Below are 24,769 nucleotides of genomic sequence, written 5' to 3'. Positions count from 1 at the left end.
GTGACTTACATATTTCAAGCCTGTTTCATGTTATGAATTTCACGAATAATTTCACATTTCCCCAACTTAAAATCTTAATTTTCTCCTTAATATTGAATTAGATAAATCATTACATTTATCTAAAAAAGGCATAAATTCACAGTTTAATTATTGCAAATTATAAAAAAGCTTCGCATGATGAGCGCAATAAAACAGGGTTTTGCTTTTTGATCTATGAAGTTTGAACGTGGTATTGGCTTAATTGCATTGATTTTCTCAGTGCTGGTGATTTCTGCATTTGTGGCTTTTAGTATTTATCTAATCCGTTTAGATAATATTATTCGCGATAAATTTGAAGGCAATCGTTGGGATATTCCAGCGAAAGTATATGCACGCCCCTTGGAAGTTTATGCTAATGCACCCGTTGAGCAACAAAACTTCATTCAAGAGCTAGGTCTGTTGGGTTATAAAAACGCTGAAGACTATACCAAGCCAGGTAATTTTTTGGTTCAAGGCAATACTATATATGTCCACACGCGTGGCTTCGATTTTGGTGATAGTGTAGAACCAGAACAAATCCTCCAAGTCAGTTTTGGCGCTAGTCAAATTTCAGAGATTAAAGCAACAAAACCATCGAGTACGGGGATTGCCCGTCTAGAACCAATGTTAGTTGGGGGAATCTACCCTCAACACAACGAGGACCGTGTTCTCATTAAACTCAATCGTGTTCCTAAACCTTTAATTCAAGCGCTTATTGCGACTGAAGACCGCAACTTCTATCATCATCACGGCGTCTCGTTTCGTGGTACAGCACGCGCAGTTGTAAGCAACGTTACTGGTGGTAAGCGTCAAGGTGGTTCTACACTCACACAGCAATTGGTTAAAAACTTTTATTTGACCCCTGAACGTACAATCAAACGTAAAGTGAATGAAGCCTTTATGGCGTTGTTGCTTGAGTTTCATTATGACAAAGATGAAATTCTGGAAGCATATTTGAATGAAGTTAATTTAGGACAAAATGGTAATTACTCGATCAATGGCTATGGTTTAGCGTCTCAATTTTATTTTGGTTTACCACTTAGAGAATTGAGTATAGCGCAACAGGCTTTCCTTGTCGGGCTCGTTCAAGGTCCTAGCTTATACAATCCTTGGAGAAATCCTGAAAGTGCATTAAAACGCCGTAATGTTGTTCTAAACAATATGTTAGTCATGGGATATTTGACTGAAGAGCAATATGAAACTGAGTCAGCTAAACCTTTAAACGTGATTAAAAAACCGACTTTAGGCCCAGCTCGCTTCCCTGATTTCCTAGACATCGTTCGTCGTCAACTCAAAACAGAATACCAAGAAAGCGATTTAACGAAACAAGGTCTTCGAATTTTCACCACATTAGATCCAATCGCACAAATCAAAGTACAAAAATCATTTACAGATTCAGTATCAAGACTGTCTAAGACCAATCCTGCACGCTTGAAAGAGCTTCAAGGCGCGGTATTAGTTTCTCACCCTGAAAATGGTGAATTGATTGCAGCCGTAGGTTCAGTATCTGACTTCACAGGTTTTAACCGCGCAGTTGATGCAAAACGTCAGGTAGGCTCATTATTAAAACCTGTTATTTTCCTAACTGCTTTGGAATCTGGTCGTTATAACTGGGCGACGGCAATCGAAGACTCGCCAATTAGTGTGCCAGTCGATCGCAATCAGACTTGGACACCCAAAAATTATAGCGGAACTTCGTATGGTTACGTCCCAATGGTTCAAGCTTTAGCCAATTCGTATAACCTATCTACAGTTCGCTTAGGACAAGAATTTGGACTTTCTTCATTTACCAATCATTTAATGAAGTTTGGCGTGACTTCACCTATTCCAAATTACCCATCGATTTTCTTAGGGGCTGTTGAAATGTCGCCTATGGAAATCATGAATATTTATGGCAACTTTGCAACTGGAGGGTTTAAATATCCTACAAAATCTATCCGAACAGTTGTTGATACCAATGGGCAGCTCATTAATCGCTACAGTTTAAATGTTCAACAAACGATCGACCCATCGGCTGCTTATATTTTAAATTACGGATTACAACGTGTGATGTCGGCAGGTACAGGACGTGCTGCTTATAACGGCCTCGCTCCGAATCTAAATCTAGCGGGTAAATCAGGTACGACCAATGATACAAGGGACTCGTGGTTCGCGGGGTATTCAGGTAATCATTTGGCAGTTGTCTGGCTTGGATTAGATGACAATAAAGTCACAGGCTTAACGGGCTCATCTGGCGCTTTACCCGTGTGGACCAACGTAATGAAGCAACTGAAGCAAAAACCTGTCAATTTACGTCAACCTGATGAAGTACAGTGGCATTGGATTGACTCAAATAGCGGCGAGCTTTCAGCACAAGGTTGTCAAGGTGCGCTCTATGTACCGATACTTAAATATACTGTTCCTCGTCGCGCAACAGCATGTGGCTTACCACACTACCAAGTAGAGCCGACTTACGTTCCTGAAACGAATGCAGAAGAAATTCCAGCAGAAGACAGCATCGACCAATATATTCGTGAGAGCGAAACAGAAATGGAACGGGATTTAAATACGAATGCCACTCGAGTACTTTCGAGTGGAAGTTATAATCCTTAAAATAAGTTTAGGAGGAGTTAAGGTTAATGACAAAACTGAATTTTAGCGTACTATTCGCCAGCATATTACTCTTAGGCGGTTGCCAAACTTTAACCTCCTCTCAAAACTCACAACCGTCTCAGAAACCTAAACAAGCTGAGACTAAAACAACACCATCCCAAAAAGATGCCGATGGTATTAAAATTACGCCTTACGATCGACCTGAGATTAAACGGGAACAATTACAAATTGTTATTCCTGAACAGAAAAGCTCAACTCAAAAATTCGATGATGGCCGCCAACTTCCCGCATTTAAAAATCTAATGCAACAAACCCATCATGCATTTCGTCAAGCAAAATGGAGTGAAGCTGAGAAAGCCGCACTCCAAGCACAAAGACTTGCCCCTCAATCTGCAGAGACCTATATGTATCTCGCGATGATTGCCAATCAAAAAAATGAGGCAAAAAATGCTGAATCGTTGGCAAAACGAGGTCTCAGTTATGCTCAAACAGCAACGATGAAGCGACAACTTTGGCAAATTATTTTGAAATCAGGTCAACTCCAAAAAAATCAAAAACTCATCCAAGAAGCACAAAACCAAATCAAGAAATTTTGATGTAAGCATGAGTTTTGCTTTTTTAATGCCTTTAAAAAGCACGAATACCAGCAATTCCATAAGCTCCATGTTGTATGGCCTGATCTAATAATTCAGGCTTCATACCGCCTAGCGCATAAACTGGTATATGTATATCTTTTGATAACAATTCAAACTGCGTCCAACCTAAGGGTGCTTGCTGAGGATGCGATGTTGTACACAGTACTGGACTTAAAAATATTGCATCAAAACCTAACGCTACAGCTCGACTGACACTAGAATGGTCATGACAGGATGCGATGCGTTTAATGCCCTTCCATTCCTCCATAAATGAATCAGAATTTAATTGCATCAATTGATCATGTTTAAATTGTACGGCAAATACTTTTTTCTGATTTGATTCTGATAATCCTATCCACACATCACGATTGATAATGAGCTGATCCAGTTGATTATACTGGTTGAGTTGCAGCGCAAAATCTAAAGCATTTTCAGTTCTCAAATAGCTAACTCGATTAAGATCAATGGTTGTATCGAGACGATCTATATTTTTTATTGCCATTTTATTCGGCCAGAGTAGTCGTTTAACAATGGCATCATTGGCTTTAGGAAAATTCAAAATGGTTAGTGCTGAACGATCATGCCATGTCCAAGGACTTTCAATATGATCTAGTAGAGACTGATCTACATAAGCCTGATAAATGTGCAATTTTACGATTAGATCTTCATATTCATGCGTAATAATATCGAATAAATAGACATGATCTAGAAAAATTCCCACCTCTTCTTGAACTTCACGCTTGCAAGCTTGTTCAGGAGTTTCACCTAACTCCACTTTTCCTCCAGGAAACTCAGCTTTATCCCCCTGATGTAAAGAGACTTCTCTCCACCCGACAAGAACTTGATTTTTGTGGAATAACAACGCTATAGAAACATTAAGAGTTTTTTTTGACATGGTTATCTTTCAAAAAATGAGTGCTTAATTGTAAGCATTTTATGTTTTTTTATAAATGAGAAAAATTATCGTTGACAGCCCTATTCGATAATGATTATCATTTAAATCGTTCACCACATACCACGGAGTCCAAGGAATGAACGCACCATTTAGCTTATTCACACGTAATAACGAAAACCACCAAGCATTACCAATGCTTCACTCAAATAATCTATTTGCTCTAGGCAGAGAAATTCGCATCATGCATGCAGGAGAAGAATATCGCCTTCGTCTCACACGAAATAATCGACTCATTTTGACAAAATAAAAATTCTAAAATTTGATAATAATAATCGTGGAACTAAGCAGTATGAATCAGCGCATACTGCTTCTTTAATTTTATTTCTTCAAATTTGTTGATAATTAATTTTAATGAAATTTAATTTCAACTTTTAACCCACCTAACTCCGATTTCTTAAATACAATCTCGGCTTGATGTAGTTCGACAATTTTACGGCAAATTGATAATCCTAATCCTGAGCCCGATGTACGTGTGCCTAACTTACGATAAAATCTTTCTCCCAGCCGATCAATTACTGTTTGCTCAATGCCGTGACCTTCATTTTCAATCACAAATAGAATTTCATTATTATTTTGTTTGATTGAAATATCAACGATTCCATTCGGTGGCGTATAGCGGATTGCATTATCGACTAAATTTCGGATGCAGCTAAACATTAACTCAGGATTTGCATTAATCGCATGATTTCCTAACTCAGTTTTAAACTGAATGTTTTTTTCTTGGCTCAAAGGTTGTACTGAATGTAAAACCTCTTTCGTCAAACGGTCTAAATCTATGGACTGTATAGGTACATCTTGCGTTGAAGATGGGTCAAGTCTAGCCAACAAAAGTAAATTTTCTAAAATATTTGAGCCTCTACTCACATCTTTTAGAATCTGCTCTAAGTCTTGTGACAAATCCTCATGATCAGACTGGTATTTTCGTTTTAAAAGTTGTAACCGCATTTGAATCGCTGAAAGTGGCGACCTTAATTCATGGGATGCATCTGCTGTAAAACGTTGTTCCGCAGTAATTGCCCGATCTAAACGCTCCATCATTTGGTTTATTTGACTCACAATAGGTTGCAGTTCTTTTAGTTCTGGTTTTGAGGGTGTAATCGGTGATAAATCCTTAACAGTCTTTTGCGATATTAATTTTGAAAGTTGGTGAATAGATCTAAACTGACGTCGTATAATAAAGTGTAGAATAAACCATTGAATGCCCCATAAAATAATGAGAACACCACCGTAGCCCAGCAAACTTTTGAATAACTGATCAACACGCGCTGACATGGGTTGAAGCATAGTTAGAATTTGCTGATCATTTTGCTCACTGTAATAACGAAATAATCGTCCTTCTAGCCAAACAAAACCAAAGTGATCATTCTGAAAAAACACCTTGGAACCAATTTGATTGAAAGCAAGGTCTTGGGATTCAATCAAAATAAGTTCATCGAGCTTTAATTCATATTTGATATCAAATTGTTCACTTAAATCATCTAACTCATTTCCTACATGACTTGAAATATCACTGACCAGAATTAAATCGGCGATTTCATCCATCATATTGTCATGGGTCTGCATATTTTGGTAAAGAGAGATCACCAATAAAAGAATTAATGCGACAACGCCCGCCAACATCGAACTGAGCATTGAAGACTTAACAAGACGATGTTGTAAAGATATAGGTTGCTGATCCAACACTGTTCTACCTTAAGCCTGATCCAGATTCATTCGATAACCTAATCCACGAATCGTTTTAATCATGGTTGAACCTATTTTTTTCCGAATCTGATAAATAAAAACTTCAACTGCATTACTTTCGATTTCATCACCCCAGGCATATAAGGACTCTTCTAGTTGCTCACGTGTCACAACACGTTCAGGATGTTGCATTAACTTATATAAAATTTGGTACTCTTTCGCTGTGAGATTGACAATTTCTGAATTTAATTTAACAACTTTGGCTTGGGGGTCCAAACTCACGGATCCATACATTAGGATTTGAGACGTGCCTTTGTGCTGAGTACGTAATTGTGCTCTCACTCTCGCCGAGAGCTCATCTAAACTGAATGGTTTAACTAGATAATCATTAGCCCCCAAATCAAGTCCTCCAACACGATCTTGGATACTGTCTTGGGCTGTAATAAAAATAACTGGTGTATTGTGTTGGTGTTTTCTTAAATGTGTCAGAATGTCATCACCAGTTGCTTTCGGTAATCCACGATCAAGTAATAAACAATCATATTGATGCTGCTCAATTGCTAATATCGCATGATCTCCACGCTCGACCCAATCAACACTATATCCATCCATTTCTAACCAAGCTTTGATACTTTCAGCTTGTGACACATCATCTTCTGCTAATAATATACGCATGTCTCTCTTCACTAAGCCACAATTCATTCACTATAAAGTTTTTCAAAAAAAGATGCATAAAAAAACCACATTTCTGGAGAATGTGGTTTTTTTGGTTTGAGTACTTAAAAGCCATAAATCAAATACTCAATTCAGTAGATAGCTCATTAAAATTGAACTTGATCTACATCAATTTCTACACGCTTAGCAGGCTTATAATCAATATCCACTTCACCAATTAATACAACAGGTGTTTTTGCAGAGATTGGTTTACCTTGCCAAAGTTCATCATCAATATCCACAGTGATCACACCCGTGCTATCGCGGAATTGATATTTTTCATCACCAGTTGCCTTAACAATATAGCCTTTTAATTTCACTGGCGTATCATCTTTGGCAGTTAAAGCACTTTTAACAGTCGTAATTGCTTGTGGTGCAATGGCTGCATGATTAACAGCACTTTGGTTCACTGCCGTATTAGCCATTGCAAATGTAGTTGCACCGACTAAAGCTGTCGCAATTAAAGCTTGATTAAACATTTTCATTTTCTATACCTTTTCAAGTGATGTTTGTTTCGATGAAGCTATTAAAACAAACAAAGCTGAAGCGAATCTTAAGAAATATGAATATTTATTAATCTTTGACAATTAACTTAGTGGTACGACTCTTAGCACCTCTTCTAATGTCGTTACCCCTTCAAGGACTTTTCGAGCACCCGCAATACGCAACGGCTCTACACCTTCTTTTTTTGCGTGAGCACGTAATTCATCTAAATTAAGATTAGCACTGATTTTTTGTTTTGTTTCTAGAGACACAGGCATAAACTCATATATACCCACCCGACCCTTATACCCTGTGTGACGACAATGTTCACAACCTTTGGCATGATACACTTGAGCAGGCATCTTCACTAAATACCCATAGGTCAGATGCTCCCATTCTTGAGCATTAGTTTCCCGTTTTTCTTTACAATGAGAACATAATTTTCTGACTAACCTTTGCGCCAATACCCCTAAGATTGTTGCAGCCGTTAAAAATGGCTGCACCCCTAGATCATGTAAACGAGTCAAGCTTGAAGGTGCATCATTTGTATGAAGTGTTGAAAGTACGAGATGACCTGTTAATGCAGCTTGAATCGCCATATTCGCTGTATCTTGGTCTCGGATTTCCCCTACCATGATAATGTCTGGATCTTGGCGCATGAGGGCACGCACACCATCGGCAAAATGAAGATCAATTGCAGGGTTTACCTGCATCTGATTAAAACTCGGCTCTACCATCTCGATAGGATCTTCAATCGTACAAACATTTAATTGCTCAGTCGCAAGTTGTTTCATTGATGAATACAGGGTTGTGGTTTTACCTGAACCAGTTGGACCTGTCACTAAAATGATGCCGTGGCTATTTTTTGTAATGGCATTCCATTGTTCTAGCAGTTTTCCTTCAAAACCCAGTTGTTGGAAACTCCTCACTAATACTTCAGGATCAAAAATTCGCATTACCATTTTTTCGCCTGCTGCAGTAGGCAGAGTTGATAAACGCAGTTCAGTTTCTTGACCCTTAGGTGTACGCGTTTTTAAACGCCCATCCTGAGGACGTCGTTTTTCTGCAACGTTCATACGACCCAGAATTTTAATACGAGAAATTACTGCCGTGAGTGTATTGCTAGGCATGTTATAAATCGTATGCAGCACACCATCGATACGGAATCTAACACGTCCTTTCTCCGCACGAGGCTCAAGATGAATATCACTCGCACCCTGTTCAAAGGCAAATTGAAGCAACCAGTCGACTAATTTTACGATGTGCTGATCGTTGGCATCAGGATTTTGACTATCACCCAATTGTAAAAGGGATTCAACACCTCGGCTCTGTCGGTCGTAAGCTCCTGAATATTGAGAAGAGTTTACTGCTCGGCTCACTTGATAATATTCAATCAAGTAACGTTGTAACTGCTCTGGATTCAGTAAAACCTTAACAATTTTTTTAGGACTTAAGCTCTTTTCTAAATTCTTAACCCAATCATCCAAGAATGGTTGATCTGTACCAATTAAGATCTGATCAGGATGCACCTCCACCGCTAGAATTTTATTTTTGAATGCATATTCTTGTGACATGACCTGAGTCAGTGCTGCAACATCTGCTTTAAGCGGGTCGATCACATAATATTGGAGTTGTGTTTTTAATGCTAACCATTCACATAAGCGTTGCAATGTTAACTTATGTTGAGGTTGAACTTGATCAACCAATTCAAAATGTGCAATCCACTGCAATGGATGCCATTTAAATTGATCTTTTTGACGGTGTCGGGTTTGTATGAGCAACTTATCTCGCTCTAAAATACGACCATCTTTTAGTAGTTGTTCTAAACACCATGTTGTATCAATTTCAAAATTAAAATTCATTCAAATTGCCCCATTCCTTGAGCCCAACTATAGCAAATTCTTTATTCAACATTAGCCTTTAGCCTATTCAGAATTTACAATTAAATTCATTAGATCAAATTCAGCTTTAAATACATCAGTCCAACAATTTATTCGTTTGAACAAAGTTCCAGTGCAACGATCTCAACCTCAGTATCCACTTTAAATTTGACATTTAAGGGGCCGAAACTTAGCCCATAAATTCGCTCAGGATCATTTTGATAAGATGGTCTTGGATCAAATGACAAAACTTGTTCCAATTCTTTGATTAAACTTTCTGCGACATGTTGTTGCACTAACAGTTCATTTCTTTGAATTTCAGCAGTTTTTGACCAAACAACTTTTTTTTGAATTGGCTTATCCTGTGCATAACTGCTCGTCGCCTCAACCACGGCATCAGAATATTGAATATATGGTTTGATATCGATAACGGGTGTTCCATCTAGTAAATCACTGCCAGACACATACAATCTCAAAGAATCACCTTCTTTAACAAGTTTTTTGAATTGTACGACTGACATACCGATAGGTGCTGGACGGTACATGCTTCTTGTCGCAAAGACCCCCACTTTTTTATTTCCACCTAAACGTGGTGGTCTGACTTGAGGCTTAAATTTTTGATTATTCTGATTTTTATTATCGTGAAACTGCCAAATCAGCCATAAGTGACTGAAATCATGTATACCTTCAAAAGCCAATTCATCATTATATGGCGCCAATAGTTCAATATAACTTTCAACATTTACTAAATTTGGCTGACGTGGAATACCAAACTTTTCTTTGTAGGGAGATCTCATTATACCAATCACAGGTAAAGTCAGCTCATTCATAATCACTTTTTTTGATAAGCTCAATTAAATATATTCAGTTTATCGAGAATGGTTTTAGTTTAGAATAGCAAGCTGTTCTAATTTGATAATTTATTGAGACCTTTAATGGCTGCTTTTAACGTCGAAAAGATTACTCACGTACACCACTGGAATGACACATTATTCAGTTTTAAAACGACTCGCGATACAGCATTGCGTTTTAAAAATGGTCAATTTGTGATGATTGGTTTAGAAGTCAATGGCAAGCCTTTAATGCGTGCATATTCGATTGCTAGCGCGAACTATGAAGAAGAACTTGAGTTTTTCTCTATTAAAGTTCCAGATGGTCCTTTGACATCAATCCTACAAAAAGTAAAAGTTGGTGATGAAATTTTAGTTTCTAAAAAACCGACTGGTACACTTGTTCTTGATGATTTAAATCCTGGTAAAAACTTGTATCTTTTATCATCAGGTACTGGTTTAGCTCCTTTCCTTTCGACTATCCGTGATCCAGAAACTTATGAGCGTTTTGAGAAAATCATCGTTGTACACGGTACACGCTATATCTCAGAATTGGCGTATCAAGACCTTATTCAAAATGAAATTCCAAACCATGAGTTCTTTGGGGAACTTGGTGCGAAAGAAAAGTTAATTTATTACCCAACAGTTACACGTGAAGACTTCCATACTCAAGGTCGTGTTACAACTGCGATTGAAACTGGTGCTCTTTTCGAGAAAATTGGCTTACCTCGTTTTAATCCTGAAACTGACCGTGCAATGTTATGTGGTTCTCCTGCATTCCTTGACGATGTAGCTGCACTTCTTGACCAACATGGCTTAAAAGAATCTCCACGTATGGGTGTTCTTGGTGATTATGTGATTGAACGTGCTTTTGTTGAAAAATAAAATTACGTACAATAAAAAAACCGAGCTTTTTTGCTCGGTTTTTTTATTGAGTGTTATATTTACCCTATTATTTAAATCGATTTAATCTTGATTTAACTCTGTAGCAACTTTATTCAGCAATGTTGAACTAGAAGCAATATCGTCATTTCAAATATTCAACATTCACAGTAATCACTAACACTTAGTTTCTAATGTATTAACTTTAATACTAGTAAACAATAGGGTTCTTTCATAAATCATTTTTTACTCAGTTCTAAATTATAAATCCCTGCGATTAAACTGAATCTTAATCCCAATCTTTTGCCTCGATTACGGTATCGCTCAGCAAGGATTCTAAAGGTCTTCAAAGTCCCAAATACATGCTCAATCCCAATTCTTCTTTTATTGATTTCTTGATTGTAAACTTTTAGCTCAGGTTCTAGTTTACAGTGCTTTTTTGCTTTTAATGGCAATAGACTATTTGGATACACCGTATAAATCCTTTGATAGCCTTTATCTGCAAGGATAAAAGACCCTTTAGGAATTTGATTCAGGTTGCGTTTGAAGAGCTCGAAATCATGTACAGCACCACGACTCGTACATAAACTCAGAATTTGCTGAGTCTTAGAGTGGATGATGGCTTGTACTTTGAAAGTATGAGCTTTCTTCTTACCACTATAGCTTTTCTTCTGTTTTTTTAGGTCTTTGTATTGGAATTTCTGTGGCATCTACGATCACCACATTCCAGTCGATACCTTCACCTTCAGGCAAACTCTTGGGTAAGTTAAATAGATTGGACTTGATCAGGCAATCCTCTACGTGGCGGACGATTCTTGAAGCAGTAGGCTCTGACACACCATAACTCGTTGCGACATGAAACAATGTTCGATATTCACGCCAATAACTTAAGCACAGAAGGATTTGATCTTCTACACTTAACTTAGATGGTCTACCTTTAGCAGGTACAAGCATTTTTAGCTGTTTAGCCATTAAATCAAAGGTTGACCATGAGATGCCTGTATATCGCTTAAACTGTGCTTCTGAAAGCTTCTTTGAGTCGATGTATTTCGTTCGCAAATTATGCATGAATATTTAAAATTATTCGTAACAAATAATCAGCAAGGGATAGATCTTTTTTTGATTTATGAAAGAGATCTAATAGAGCTATTATTTTCTAATAATATATTTTCCCAATAATTTATTGAATCCTTATCTTTTTTATTAAGACTTTCATAACCCTTACTCATTTTAAATTTTTTTATTTTTAGAATTAAATTTGTATTATCCCTCTTTGATAATAATTCATTTAAAAGCAACAAACCACCACCATTATACTCTAAATTTTTTGAGCCCAATATTATTATTGAATAGTAAAAATTATCTTGGTCTTTTTGATTTTTTCTTTCAATTTCTAATGACTGCTTTTCTAACCCACAAAATAAATAAAAATCTTTAAGGAAAAAAGACATTAAAACTTTAGATGACTCTAATTGAAACCTCGAATCAATCGATTTAAATTTATATAATAAAGCTAAATATAATATCAATATAGCCAAAATTAATACAAAAAAAATGTAAGAAATTTTTTTTAAAATCATAACATATTCCATTCTAATTTATTTAACATGTAATATTCCATAAAGTTTAAGCTGTCTATTCTTTCTGTACCATTTATCCTCATACTCAATCGTTGAAGTCGATGTTTTGTCAAGCATTTCCTTTAATTTACCCCAACTCTCTCTCCCTTGTTGATCAAAACTACTGATTGTTACACAACCATGACTAACAGTACCCGGATGAAGGCGAAAACCGAATCGTTTATTACCATATTGGTCTATAGTCTCATCATCTATTTTTTCATCAATTTTTAATAACCCGTACCAATGATTATTATTCGGTCTGTCTGGATTAGGATATTCCGTTATATAATATGATCCTGGTGGTATTGGTTTTTCGTAATTATTTCTATTAGCGTTAAATACTCCCTCTTGACTAATATGACCACCAGTGAAAGCACCTATCCTCATTGATTCTTTCGTATCAACATCTGTAATAATCATTGTATTATTTTTACTACTAAATCCTATTCCAACTTGCACCCCTTTGGATCGACCCACTGATTCGGATCACTTACATAAGCCGAAGTATTAATACCCCCCAGTAGTCCAATCGGGTCTTTTGATATATAACGTGCACTATTAATATCTGTAACGGTTGTAATGTAATCCTGTTTCCTCATCGTAATATTGCCCTTGGAAACGGATATCACTTTGTTCTAATGGGTTCTCTTGGTGCTTAACTTTGATCTATTGTGTTTGTCCCCATGTATTCAGTGTTAACTCCCAAATACATTCGCCTTGTTCATTACTTAAGGATTGAGGTGTTCCTACTTGGTCACAGTAGTAAAACGCAATTCGTTCTAACTCTGCTCTATTTTTTCTTGTGTCTGTTCGCCAAACAGGGTCTTTATGAATTGAGTATGACTCTGTTTTAAATCTTTCTTAATTCGATGTTTCTATCAGTTGGATAAAAAAGTGTTGATACCCTGCTTTAAATAACGTTACAAAGCTATTCGGCTCATAGATATAGTGTTTGGTATAGCTTTGCTTCTTTGTTCTGTGTTGTTTTTATCTAATGATTGCTCAGTTATATGCAGGCCAATTGGTTGTGCGGTAGATTTTGTGTGTAAACTTCTTCATTTGAAAATTATATGGCTGAAGAAGCCCTTAAGAATAGCTTTGTGCAACAAAGCCATAAACACAATAAAAATTCTAGCCTACTATTTCATTTTTTTAAAATAAAATATCAATAGGCTTTAAATTTACTAATTTTGATTTAACACATCTAGTCTTTCTAAGTTTTCTTTAGCTAATAAAAATCCATTACTCAACGAGAGTTTATACCAATATTTAGCTTTAACCATATTTTTTTCGACACCTTCTCCATGCTCATACATCCAAGCTAAATTATTTTGTGCTAATGAATCATTCATATTAGCAGCCAGTTGAAAATAATGAAACGCCTTATTATTATCTTTCCGAATTATCTTTCCATCGTAATATTGTACTCCAAGCTCAGTAATTGATGGCAAGAAATCGTTTTCAACTGAAAACTCTAAATTTTCCAACATTTTATTACTATTATTTTGATCTCTATAAATTAAAGCTAATTGATAAGCCCCTAAACTATCTCCCAAGTTTTTGGCAGACAAAAACCACTTCTTAGCTTTTTCAACCTCATTTTTTTCTAGATACAAAAAACCTAAGGAATAATGTGCCGGCGAAAAACAATATTTAGCTGACTCTATTAAAAAAATCTCAGCCTTTTCATAATCTACTAGAACATTATTCCCAACCAAATAAGAATAACCATAATAATAACTTTTATAAAAATTATCATTCATTTTGTTAATATTATACTTAACTTTCTTATTATTTCCCTGTAAATTATATAAACTATTCTCCATAACTTTATCCGCTATAGAATAATCAATATCAATACAGTTTGCATATACAAAAAAAGGGGAAAATAAAAATATAAACAAAAATTTAATCAAAGATCACCTCAACATAACAAATATAGAAATTAAAAACATGATCAAAAATACTATTTGCACTATATAAAAAAATTTTATTTTTTCACTATAATAACCACTACCCCCTCCTTTAAATAAAATTTTTTTTATATATACAATATGATTTATACTTTTTAAGTTAAAATCAATATAACTGTCAACCTCTCCTTTTTCTAAAAGATATTTATACAAATAAAACCGAACCAAACAAAAACTTATTATAAAAAAAAGCAAACTCAAAATAAAAATTAAAACAATTAAACCATCAGTCATTATCTTAGCCCCCCGAAATCTAAAGGTTTTGTTGGAAGCATTCTTTGATTTTGCCTAATTTGATCATAATCAATTTTTGTTTCAGGAGCCAAGGCATCTTTTGATCTTTTCTCCCCACTTACTCCACTTACAGCTGCTCCTAATCCCACACCCACTGAAGCATTTCCATAAACCCCTCCCCCCCTTGAATAACCAACACAAGTTTGTACTGCTAATCCTAGTCCTGCGCTAGCACACAATTCATAATATTTACCATCTGTTTGCGTACCCGCATTAATAACTTCTCTTGTTGAAGTAACTTCCAAAGCAACTCCGTATGCATTTCCGCCTCTAACATTATACTTCCCATTACCATCATAGCCTGCAGATGCTGTTACACCAACTAAAGCTGCAGCAGTAGCGTTTACATTCATACCAGTTAGTACCCTATCAGTCATTTGATATAGTTCTGGTGCATCCTTAAGTCTAGTTGGTATTTTTGCTCCAGGAATGCGTTCAACAAATGCCTCTCTCATAGCGCTACCAAGAGTTTCATCCAACCCCAACGGATCGATCCACTGATTTGGATCACTCACATAAGCAAAGTTATTTAAACCACCTAATAGACCGATCGGATCTTTACTTATATACCGTGCACTAAATGGTTCGTAGTATCTGTAACGGTTGTAATGTAGTCCTGTTTCCTCATCATGATATTGCCCTTGGAAACGGATATCACTTTGTTCTAATGGGTTCTCTTGGTTCTTTGTTTTGATCTGTTGTGTTTGTCCCCATGTATTCAGGGTTAACTCCCAAATACATTCGCCTTGTTCATTACTTAAGGCTTGAGGTGTTCCTACTTGGTCACAGTGGTAAAACGCAATCCGTTCTAACTCTGCTCTATTCTTTCTTGTATCTGTTCTCCATACTGGATCTTTATGGATGGAATACTGTTCCGTTTTAAATCTTTCGTAATTCGGTGTTTCTATCAGTTGTATAAACTGTTGATACCCTGCTTGTAATAGCGGTACAAAGCTATTCGGCTCATAGATATAGTGTTTGGTATAACTTTGACTATTTTGTTCTGTGTTATTTTTATCTGTTAATTTTGAACTGGTTTTTGATTCCCAGATCATTAAATCCCCATCCCAACCAAATAAGGTCAGGCTGTTATTTGCTTTGTTGGCTTTATACAGGCGTCGCCCAAAGACATCGTAGCCATATTCAGTGATTTGCCCGTTGTGGTCGCTTTCGATTAAGCGATTTAAGTTGTCCCACTTCAGTTTCAACTGTTGGTCTGCCTGCTGGGTTTCAATCACATTACCTTGGGCATCGTATTTGTAGTGTTTGCCTTGATAGTGTTTCACCAAGTTGTTTTTGATTTCTGCACTTTGCGTTGCAATTGGGTCTATTAAGTTGCCCGCTGGGTCAAAATGGTAACGTTCGGTTTGCTTTGAGCTTTGCGCTTGTATTAAGCGACCAATCGCATCGTAGTGACAACTAAGTTTACCTTTTTGACTATCTTGAACTTGAGTCAACAAATAGTTGGCATCATAAGTGTATTGGCGTTGTGCCTGATGTTGTGTTCTATTGGCTATTTCTTGTTCTACATATATGCGCTGTGCAATCAGTAATCCAACGTCGTTGTATTGGTTGCTTTGGATTAATCCATTGGCAAGGTAGCGTTCTGTTTCTCGGTGTAGGTCATCACGTTTAAAACCCACCATGTCTTTTTTATTTAGGGCAAGACCATAGATGTGTCCTGATCCATAAGTTAAGTGGCTAATTTCCTGACCATCCGGACGAACAGTTTTGATGAGATTGCCGAGTTCATCGTATTCATAGCGTAGTACTGCAGTCATTGGTTTCAGATTTGGCACTTGGTAGTGTTGGTGTTCTCTAACCAATTGTCCTATCGCATTATGGTAGAAGTCGTTTTGGCTCTGTTGGTTCTTTGCTTGAATTAACTGGCTATTCAGATTGTAAGTAAACTCTTCTGTTTGTTGTTGTTTACTTTCGCGGTGAATGTAGGTTTTTGACGCAATTTGTCCGCCTTCATAGTAGCCAAATTGTGTGATGATATTCGGTTGTTGAATGTGGCTAAGTCGACCAAGCTCATCGTAACTATAGTGTTTTTCTTCACCATCAAAGGCTTGTTCGCGTGTGAGATAACCATAACTGTTGTATTCGAATACATATTCTGCATGGTTTTGGTTGATAAGTTTCTGTATACGCCCTTGTTTATCCCATTGATAAGCAATTTGGTGTTTGTTGGCATCAAGGCGTTTTTCTAATAGCCCCACTGCATTGTAGTGATATTGAGTCACCAGTCCTTTGGTATCAATGTGTTTGAGAAGGCGTCCTTCTTGGTCATGTTCAAAGTGTTCTTTTTGTTCATCTGGGTAAATGATCGTTTTGAGTTGGCCTTTGTCTATACCTTGATCACTATAGATGTATTGCACACCTGTTTGACCTGCGGCTTGTTGTTGCTTAAGTAGCCCTTCCTCATCATATTGCCAAGCACTTTCTTTACCCGAACAATCGATATAGGAGATCATTTGTCCAAGGTCGTTGTATTGGATTTTCTTAACACCACCTTTGGCATCAGTAATTTCAATCAATTGACCTTCGGCATTGTAATTATATTGTGTTGTGTGACCCAATGGATTGATTTCTTTGGTCATCAAGCCATCTGCATTGTATTCGCGTTTCCAAATATGACCTTCAGGATCTTTTATTTCAGTTAGATTTTTATATTCATCATAAGCAAATCGAATCACTCCGCCATTTGGTTGAATGATTTTACTCAGCTGACCTTCTTCATTGTATTGCTGTTGAGTTTCACGACCACTGTAATCAATCTCTCGAGTGATACGTTTATGTTGATCACGTGAATACCATTTTTCACGACCATCTGCTAATCGAATACGATAAGTAAAACCATCTAAATCAAAGTAGTAATAAGTCGGCACGTTGTAAGCATCATACACAGCGACTTGGCGCAGACGAGGATGCCATTTTAAAGTTGTTTTAAAGCTTCCATCATCCGACCATTCTTCAATGGCTTTTGCATTTGGTTCATTCGAATCATAACGAATATTTTGACCACGACCTGATCGATCGGTATAACGTGTTAATTGATGATACGCATTATATGAATACTGACGAGCGTGACCATTCTCATCATATGCTTCTACTAAATTTCCGTCATGATCGTACCCATAACGAGCAAGAGGTTGTTCTTGATCATCCACAAATATGGCGATAATTTTTGCTTCATCATTGTAAGCAAATTTCAAAATTTGCTGAGTCTTCTTAAAATTAAAATGGACGGTTTGTAAATAAGCTTTGCTATTTAGCAATATATAACGAAGATCAACTTGTTCTTGAGTTGATGAATTTTTCTCTTGTGTAAGCTGATAACTTTGACCTTGATCGAATGTACTAAATTGATAATCCCATTCTGTTCCAAAATTTAGGACTAATTCACCCTGTTCATTTAGACGCGTTGTAATACCTTGGAATGGAACTTCATAGGATTCACTCATAATGATCGATGGCAATTGTTGTTTTCTGCCTTTTGCATCAATAAACAAATAACCCTTTTCATTTGGAACAATCAAATTAGAAAAAGGCATTAACCAACGAGCACCCAAAGCACCGTTATCGAATTCCGCCATTTGGGAGTTATAAAGTCGATTGAATACTAATCCCAGCTTAGGTAGGCTGAAGTCTACATGGGAAACTCGTTCAGCACCTATAGAATAGCTAATACTATGAGCAGTATTGGTTTCAGCACTTGTTGTTGGTTCAGCTGGATTCAAACATGGAGGATCCATTAATGCATCTGCTTGCAAACTGACAAATTCAAGGATATCGCCATCAGTTTGACGCTCAAACTCACCAGTTTGATTAATCGGAACACTGGCATTTCCCTTATTTTGATTATCTTGAATAGCCTTAAGTGTTTGTTGAATGAGCCAACCAAGACTGTATTGCAAGCTTGGGTTTGTCTGATTCTGCAAATCGTTACTAATCGAAGTAATCGCCTCTACAAGTAAAGTTTCAAAATGACTCGGAGTTGATTCAATTTTAGGCGTTAAATCTGCTCGAGGCTCAACACTGAGTAAATCTATTAATGGTATTGCCCAATTTTGAAATTGTAAATTTGGATCTCTTTTTTCAGCTGATGCGCTCGATGTTATTTCCGTTACAACAGACGATAATGAAGATGATTGAAGAGATTTTAGAATCTGAACAGCCAAGGCATTTGCATTCGTTAATAAGTCCGCTAATTTAGCTTGTGTCTCTTTTAGATAGGTCTCTAAATTCCCTGCCATTCTTGCATTAAGATGTAATTCCATACGTCGAATGTCAGTTGACTTAATTTTACCATTTTCAGGATATAGACATTCAGCCATTAATCCTAAAATGGGACGTAAACCCATCCTTGCATGTGCTTCATGTTTAGGCTCTGCAAACAATCCAATTAAATTCGCACCAAGTAAAGCATTTCGTTGTATTGAAAGCACTTCTGTTTGAGGAGACATTGCATACAACAATAAATCAAGCACACTTCCACTTAAAGCATATATATTAGCTACAGTAGTTATATGGGCATTTGCTTTGACTTTAAGTAATGATGTTTGGCCACAGACCACAAGGAAATTTTCAATTTGATTAGCAATAACTTGTAAGTCCGCTACACTACTCACACTGTCTAAATTAAATACAGCAAGTTCAACACTCGATTGTGCCTTATTAGAAACTTGTTCGTTTTCAGTTGCCATGACTAACCTATATATTTTTAATCTTTTAAATTTTTCGCGTTATATTGTTCTAAATCAGGACGATCATTACTCGTTTTTAATCGAGTTGTTTCCGTATATTTAATGCCGCCAGATTGATAATATTTTTGTGAAATAAACTGATCATCTACTGATGTTGAATTCTTTGTACTCACATCTACTTTATTCACTTGTATAGGCTTATTAACCTCAACAGTCTTTTGATTTGTTAACAATGGAGCTGGATTCGATTTCGTACTGATTCTTGTTGTTTCGGTATACGTTAATCCGCCAGATTGATAATATTTCTGTGCAATGTAGTCATCAGTTACAATGACCTTTTCAGATTGATTCGTAATATTTTCCTGATCCAATGCTGTATCAAAATTTGTATTTGGCATAAACCCAGTTGAATTCATAAAATTCGGAATCAACTTCGATGTGGCCTGCTGAGTTATAAAATCAACGCCTTGCGTACGAATCATATCTAGTGATTGAGAAGGATTTACTGCCATTTGGCTTATAGTCTTCAATTGATCAGGACTTAAACCTAAATTTAATTTTTCTGAAATTCCACCTAAGGTAGAACTTGCCACTTGATTTTTGAGTTGGCCAACAGTTTGGTCTGCTAGACCTTTTAAAGCATTCTTGCCTATATCCTTTAAATTCATACTATCAAGTTGAGTCAAATTATTTTTAACTTGAGCCATTAAATTCTGACCCAGCTGATTTAAGCTCGAGTTCACAAAATTAGATGCACCAGGAATTACTGCATCTGCCCAATCATAACTTCGCGAAAAATGACTTGATAATGCCCAAGGACTTCGCTCATCTTTATCAAAAATGACTTGTGCACCACCAGGAGCAATTCCTGTTACTTGAGCAAAACCATTCGCATCTAATTTCCCTGTTATTGTCTTACCAAGAGAGTCAATAACTTTATATCCAGCTCCTTTAAAGAATTCACTTCCACCATAACTTCTTAAAAGATTCAATGCGCCTTTTAACGGTTGCATTGTTGGCAATTGAGCTGAAGTACTTACACTCGCTCCCGGTTTAAATAAATGTTGTCCAGCCTTGACTTCAAACTTACCAGCTGTGGTCGGTAAAACTCCCGAACTGCTAATTTCAATCTGTGAGCCGCCACCGATCAACACTATTTTTTTTGCCGCTTTAATTTCAATTCGATCTTCCGTCGAAATAATCTGCACCCCCTTTCTTGCAATCAGATCAGCACCATCTCCTTGGGCTTGAATCTCGATCTTGCCTTTGCCTGCATACAGTCGTGCCCCTTCTTGCGCGGCAAATAAACTGATCTTTTTGCTGGCATGTCCGATGATGCTGTCTTGGGTGCTGGTGTTGATGCTTCCTTGTGCAATTTGGTTGATCTGTCCATCTGCACTGAGGTGGATGTCTTCGTTACTTTCTAGGGCAATTGAACTTGGTGAAGCCAAGAGCATGATCGCTTGTTTGAAAGCTGCGGCTTTGCTTTGGTCTTCACTCTCTAAGTTCTTGAGGTAGCCTTGTAGGTTTTCGAGTAAGCTCAGTGGATCAGTTTGTTGATTTTTTGCCACTTCACTCAAAGCTTTGGCGTTGTTTAAGCTACTTTCGAGTTGTTGTTTGGCTTCGCTTGCATCGAGATGGTTTGCTTTGGCTTGTTCTTGTTTGTAGGTGGAGATGAGTATGCCTTCGCCTGCTCGTACTGCACCCCATTGGTCAGTTCTAAGTTCGAAACCTTCGCCTCGTCCTTCACTTTCTGCGGTTTCTTTGGGATGACTGAGATTCCCTAGGTTGAGTTGGCTCGCCCCGTGGGTGTTTTGCAGTTGGGTGGAGATTTGTCCTGTGGTGTCATCAAAGCGGAGTTGTCCATAGCCTTCGCCTTGGACTTCTTTACTTTTAATCCCTGCGAGTTTTTTGGTGTCCGGCAGTTGGCCTTGACTGTCGAATCGGGTTGGGCTGCGTTGGGCTTCATGTAGGCGGCCCACCACAAAGGGACGGTCGATGTTGCCGTCAAAGAAGTCGATAACTACGATTTCATTGATTCGAGGAAGGAAGCGTGCGCCATAGCCTTCGCCTGCCCATGGGGTCAGTACATCAACCCAAGCTGAATCGGTGTCGTTGTTGTTACTGCCTGCACCACCATCAAATTGGTGGTCTTCTGCTCGGGTAAACAGGAAGCGTACTTTGATACGTCCCCATTCATCGACATGGATTTCTTCTCCTGCAGGTCCCACCACTTTGGCGCGTTGCGGATGGGTGCTAGGTCGATGTTGTAGTGGGTTGTATTCGGGTACGGTTTTGATGTTGCGTCGTTGTAGGATAAGTTCGCTGGCTTGGCGTTCTTGGTCCGTGTGGGTTGCTTGGTTGGTGTTTGTCTTGTGTTTTGGCGTCCATTGGCTGCGTTGTAGCAGTTGTTGGACTTGTTGGTCTAAGTCTTTGGGTAGGTTGTTTTGGTTGTAGTAGCGTTTGCCTACAATGAGGAATTCTTGGTCAGCTCCGCTGTGTTGTTCAATTTCTGGATGGCCATCGAGTTTGAACCAGTAGCCGACCTGGCTGTCTCTGACGCTGGCTTTGGCGATGAATTGTTTGCTTTGTCCAGCATAGTAGTCGCTGAGGTGTTGGTTGAGTTTTTCGACTTGGCTGTTGCCTGAGGCGGTGGCTTGATCTTCACCTTTGAGGTCTTGGATCCATGCAGGGCTGATGTGCCATGCTTGTTCGAGGCCTAGGCTGGCATTGTCTTGGTGGTCACTGTGTTGGTGTTTGCTTTGGACTGAGCCTGCGCCTTCTTCTTGTTCGAGGGCTGTGGCTTGCCAGCGTTGTAGGTGGACTGCGGTGGGTTGTAGGCTGCGTTGTCCGATAAAGCTGGTGATGCTATCAAATTGTTCTGTCGCATCACTACGGTGGTAGCGGATGTTGCGTCGGTTAAGCGCTTGGTATTGGCTGTTGTCGTCAATCAGGCGGAGCTTTTGTGCTTCGATCGGGCTGTTGTTGCTCGGTACAATCGGTTGCGCTTCATCAATGAGCCAGTTAATGCCTTCACTGCGTAGTAAGCGAGTCAGAAAGTCGTAGTCGCTTTCGTTGCTTTGCATGATGAAGGGTCGGATGTCGTATTGTCGTTGTAATCCACTGTGGTCGAGGCTGAGGCTAGAGGCAAAGAGTGGGCTTTTGTTTTGCCATTCTTCAAAGAGGATTTCCACCACTTCGACCACGGATTTATTCATAAATACACGGCTGTTGCGGCGTTTGTGCCAAAGTGAGGTTGCATCGTTAAGCGTAAGTTTGTAAAGAGTCAGTGCCCCATCGCTTTGTCCTTGTGAGGCTTCGGTGATGATGCCAGTGGTTCTAAACAGGGTTCCTTGATCAGTGACTTGATCGACGGCGACTTGTGTGCCGATGAATTGTTTGAGTGGAATTAAGGCATTGGTCGAGAGACAGACGAGTTCTGCTTGCACGCCTTCGTTAAGGGCATGGCTGCCATCGATACGTTGTAGGAAGACTTGGCTATTCAGCTGTGAATGACTGAATTGGATGTGGAGGGCTCTGTTTTGGGCGGTTAGGCCGAGCTGTTCCAATGCCGAAAAGATGTTGGCAAGCATGGTTATTATCTGTCTTTTATAATTTAATAAAGCTAAAGAATTTATTAATATTTAAACAAAAAACAGACACGATAAACAGGTCCTGTTACACAAAACACCTATTTATTGTGAAATAAAATTACAAATAAAATATAGATTTGATTTAACAAATAATATAAAGCAAGGGAATGATTACAAAAAAAAGAGGCTGAAGTGTTAGCATCTTCAACCTCTGTAAACTAAAAAAACTAAAAACTTCTTATTTAAAGAATATGATTGAACTACTCTCCAGAACGAATGATGTAATCAAACGCTGACAGTGATGCTTTCGCGCCTTCACCAGTGGCAATGATGATTTGTTTATAAGGTACTGTTGTACAGTCACCCGCAGCAAATACACCTTTTACATTGGTTTCGTTGCGATCGTTAATCAGAATCTCACCACGGTTGGTTAACTCAACTTGGGTTTCTTTTAAGAAATCCGTGTTGGGTAACAAACCGATTTGTACGAAGATTCCCGCCAATTCGACTGTGTGTTCTTCATCCGTCGCACGATCTTTGTATTTCAGTGCAGTCACTTGTTTGCCATCACCGACCACTTCCGTAGACAACGCATTTTTGATGACAGTCGTGTTAGGTAAGCTGTTCAATTTATCTTGAAGGACTTGGTCAGCACGTAGCTTAGTATCAAACTCAACTAAAGTGACATGCTCAACAATACCAGCCAAATCAATCGCAGCTTCAACACCAGAGTTACCACCACCGATCACAGCCACACGTTTGCCTTTGAACAATGGACCATCACAGTGTGGGCAGTACGCAACACCACGGGTTTTGTATTCTTGCTCACCTGGTACATTCATTTCTCTCCAACGAGCACCTGTAGACAGGATGACCGTTTTCGATTCAAGTTTTGCACCATTCTCTAAAGTCACTTCAACTAAACCGTTGGCAGTTTCATCTGCACCTTTGATGTCAGACACACGTTGTAGGTTCATGATGTCGACACCGTATTCACGAACATGTGCTTCCATTTCAGCCGCAAACTTAGGACCTTGCGTCTTTTGCACTGATGTAAAGTTTTCAATATCCATGGTGTCCATGACCTGACCACCCATGCGCTCAGCAACGATTCCTGTACGGATACCTTTACGAGCCGCATAGATTGCAGATGTGTTACCTGCAGGACCACCACCGATCACAAGCACGTCAAATGCATCTTTGGCATTGAGTTTTTCAGCATCTTTCGCTGCAGAGTTAGTATCGAGCTTCGCAACAATTTCTTCCAATGTCATACGACCTTGACCAATATGTTCGTTGTCTTGGAACACCATTGGGACAGCCATGATTTTGCGTTCTTCAACTTCGTCTTGGAAGAATGCACCATCAATCATGGTTGCAGTTGTGCCAGGGTTGTAGATTGCGATCAAGTTAAGTGCTTGAACCACATCTGGACAGTTATGACAGCTTAAAGATACGAATACGTCAAAGTCAGATTTGATTTCTAAAGCTTTGATGGATGCTAATACTTCATCAGATACTTTTGGTGCATAACCAGAAGTTTGTAGCAATGCCAAAATCAAAGAAGTGAACTCATGACCCATTGGTAAACCTGCGAAGAAGACACGCGGTTCTTCACCTGCTTTTGCAATACCAAAGCTCGGCGCACGTTTATTTTGACCATCAAAACGAGCTGTGACGAATGGAGAAAGTGCTGCCACTTCTTCCACAAGTTCTTTGATTTTTGCAGATTTGTCTGAATCATTTAAAGTCGCAACCAATTCGATTGGACCTTCAAGGCGTTCTAAAAGCGTTTTTAATTGAGCTGAAGTATTTTGATCTAACATTGCTAACGTCTCCAAAGGAGTAATATTTATTTGATAAAGCTATATTAGAAGAAATACAAAAATAGGTAAAACAGTTAGTT

General features: G+C 38.2%; 18 protein-coding genes and 1 pseudogene. 4 read left to right on the top strand and 15 right to left on the bottom strand.

All coding sequences use genetic code 11. The annotated features are described in order from the left end of the window. The first annotated feature begins 213 nt into the window (after positions 1–213). Together mrcB and AC1M85_RS05060 are read left to right on the top strand one after the other, a co-directional pair. Positions 214–2,610, top strand: a complete 2,397-nt coding sequence (gene mrcB, locus AC1M85_RS05065; protein ID WP_092767169.1) for a penicillin-binding protein 1B — start codon at positions 214–216, stop codon at positions 2,608–2,610. Positions 2,611–2,636: 26 nt separating this feature from the next. Further along, positions 2,637–3,206 (top strand): tetratricopeptide repeat protein, encoded by a 570-nt coding sequence (locus tag AC1M85_RS05060; protein WP_488213670.1) that lies wholly within the window; start codon positions 2,637–2,639, stop codon positions 3,204–3,206. A gap of 31 nt (positions 3,207–3,237) precedes the next feature. Here AC1M85_RS05060 and AC1M85_RS05055 read toward each other — a convergent pair whose 3' ends face one another. After that, positions 3,238–4,140, bottom strand: coding sequence for a thiamine phosphate synthase (locus AC1M85_RS05055; protein WP_092767173.1), 903 nt, complete (start codon positions 4,138–4,140; stop codon positions 3,238–3,240). Between the two features lie 136 nt (positions 4,141–4,276). On the opposite strand from AC1M85_RS05055, the gene hemP reads away from it, so the two are divergent. Beyond that, the gene (gene hemP, locus AC1M85_RS05050; RefSeq protein WP_035267337.1) at positions 4,277–4,447 is read left to right on the top strand and encodes a hemin uptake protein HemP; all 171 of its coding nucleotides are present in this window, start codon (positions 4,277–4,279) and stop codon (positions 4,445–4,447) included. Positions 4,448–4,548: 101 nt separating this feature from the next. Here hemP and AC1M85_RS05045 read toward each other — a convergent pair whose 3' ends face one another. The 5 genes from AC1M85_RS05045 to tsaA all read right to left on the bottom strand — a co-directional run bounded on the left by AC1M85_RS05045 (position 4,549) and on the right by tsaA (position 9,790). Then, positions 4,549–5,883: a sensor histidine kinase gene (locus AC1M85_RS05045; RefSeq protein ID WP_488213669.1), complete on the bottom strand. Its 1,335-nt coding sequence runs from the start codon at positions 5,881–5,883 to the stop codon at positions 4,549–4,551. Positions 5,884–5,892: 9 nt separating this feature from the next. Beyond that, on the bottom strand, positions 5,893–6,558 hold the full coding sequence (locus tag AC1M85_RS05040; protein ID WP_180028567.1) for a response regulator transcription factor: 666 nt from the start codon (positions 6,556–6,558) through the stop codon (positions 5,893–5,895). Between the two features lie 146 nt (positions 6,559–6,704). Then, complete coding sequence (locus AC1M85_RS05035) at positions 6,705–7,076, bottom strand: NirD/YgiW/YdeI family stress tolerance protein (protein WP_373683345.1); 372 nt, start codon at positions 7,074–7,076, stop codon at positions 6,705–6,707. A gap of 108 nt (positions 7,077–7,184) precedes the next feature. Further along, a complete protein-coding gene (gene tfpB, locus AC1M85_RS05030) occupies positions 7,185–8,942 on the bottom strand; it encodes a type IV pilus assembly ATPase TfpB (protein WP_488213668.1) in 1,758 nt (585 codons plus the stop codon). A gap of 128 nt (positions 8,943–9,070) precedes the next feature. After that, positions 9,071–9,790 carry a tRNA (N6-threonylcarbamoyladenosine(37)-N6)-methyltransferase TrmO gene (tsaA, locus tag AC1M85_RS05025; RefSeq protein WP_488213667.1) on the bottom strand — a complete coding sequence of 240 codons (720 nt, stop codon included), beginning with the start codon at positions 9,788–9,790 and terminating at the stop codon, positions 9,071–9,073. 105 nt (positions 9,791–9,895) lie between these two features. Here tsaA and AC1M85_RS05020 point away from each other — a divergent pair, with 105 nt between their 5' ends. Beyond that, positions 9,896–10,675, top strand: a complete 780-nt coding sequence (locus AC1M85_RS05020; RefSeq protein WP_035267346.1) for a ferredoxin--NADP reductase — start codon at positions 9,896–9,898, stop codon at positions 10,673–10,675. Positions 10,676–10,911: 236 nt separating this feature from the next. On the opposite strand, the gene AC1M85_RS05015 is transcribed toward AC1M85_RS05020, so the two are convergent. The 9 genes and pseudogenes from AC1M85_RS05015 to ahpF all read right to left on the bottom strand — a co-directional run bounded on the left by AC1M85_RS05015 (position 10,912) and on the right by ahpF (position 24,689). Then, positions 10,912–11,382, bottom strand: coding sequence for a transposase family protein (locus AC1M85_RS05015; protein ID WP_218947401.1), 471 nt, complete (start codon positions 11,380–11,382; stop codon positions 10,912–10,914). Continuing rightward, on the bottom strand, positions 11,330–11,740 hold the full coding sequence (locus AC1M85_RS05010) for a transposase family protein (RefSeq protein WP_218947400.1): 411 nt from the start codon (positions 11,738–11,740) through the stop codon (positions 11,330–11,332). Before AC1M85_RS05010 ends, AC1M85_RS05015 begins: the two co-directional genes overlap by 53 nt. A gap of 56 nt (positions 11,741–11,796) precedes the next feature. Beyond that, positions 11,797–12,252 (bottom strand): hypothetical protein, encoded by a 456-nt coding sequence (locus AC1M85_RS05005; RefSeq protein WP_488213666.1) that lies wholly within the window; start codon positions 12,250–12,252, stop codon positions 11,797–11,799. Positions 12,253–12,270: 18 nt separating this feature from the next. Beyond that, a complete protein-coding gene (locus AC1M85_RS05000) occupies positions 12,271–12,681 on the bottom strand; it encodes a tlde1 domain-containing protein (protein ID WP_488213852.1) in 411 nt (136 codons plus the stop codon). Positions 12,682–12,752: 71 nt separating this feature from the next. Further along, positions 12,753–13,272 (bottom strand): annotated as a pseudogene (locus AC1M85_RS04995) (RHS repeat domain-containing protein); the annotation flags it as partial. 206 nt (positions 13,273–13,478) lie between these two features. Then, positions 13,479–14,120: a tetratricopeptide repeat protein gene (locus AC1M85_RS04990; protein WP_481586434.1), complete on the bottom strand. Its 642-nt coding sequence runs from the start codon at positions 14,118–14,120 to the stop codon at positions 13,479–13,481. A gap of 380 nt (positions 14,121–14,500) precedes the next feature. After that, the gene (locus AC1M85_RS04985; RefSeq protein ID WP_488213665.1) at positions 14,501–19,270 is read right to left on the bottom strand and encodes an RHS repeat-associated core domain-containing protein; all 4,770 of its coding nucleotides are present in this window, start codon (positions 19,268–19,270) and stop codon (positions 14,501–14,503) included. A gap of 17 nt (positions 19,271–19,287) precedes the next feature. Next, positions 19,288–22,863, bottom strand: a complete 3,576-nt coding sequence (locus AC1M85_RS04980) for a type VI secretion system Vgr family protein (RefSeq protein ID WP_488213664.1) — start codon at positions 22,861–22,863, stop codon at positions 19,288–19,290. 260 nt (positions 22,864–23,123) lie between these two features. Next, positions 23,124–24,689 (bottom strand): alkyl hydroperoxide reductase subunit F, encoded by a 1,566-nt coding sequence (gene ahpF, locus AC1M85_RS04975; RefSeq protein WP_488213663.1) that lies wholly within the window; start codon positions 24,687–24,689, stop codon positions 23,124–23,126. Positions 24,690–24,769 lie beyond the last annotated feature (80 nt).

Source organism: Acinetobacter sp. 24-47-64 (assembly GCF_057737055.1).
Note: the sequence above shows the minus strand (reverse complement) of the source record. Positions and strands in the feature narration are given on the sequence as shown.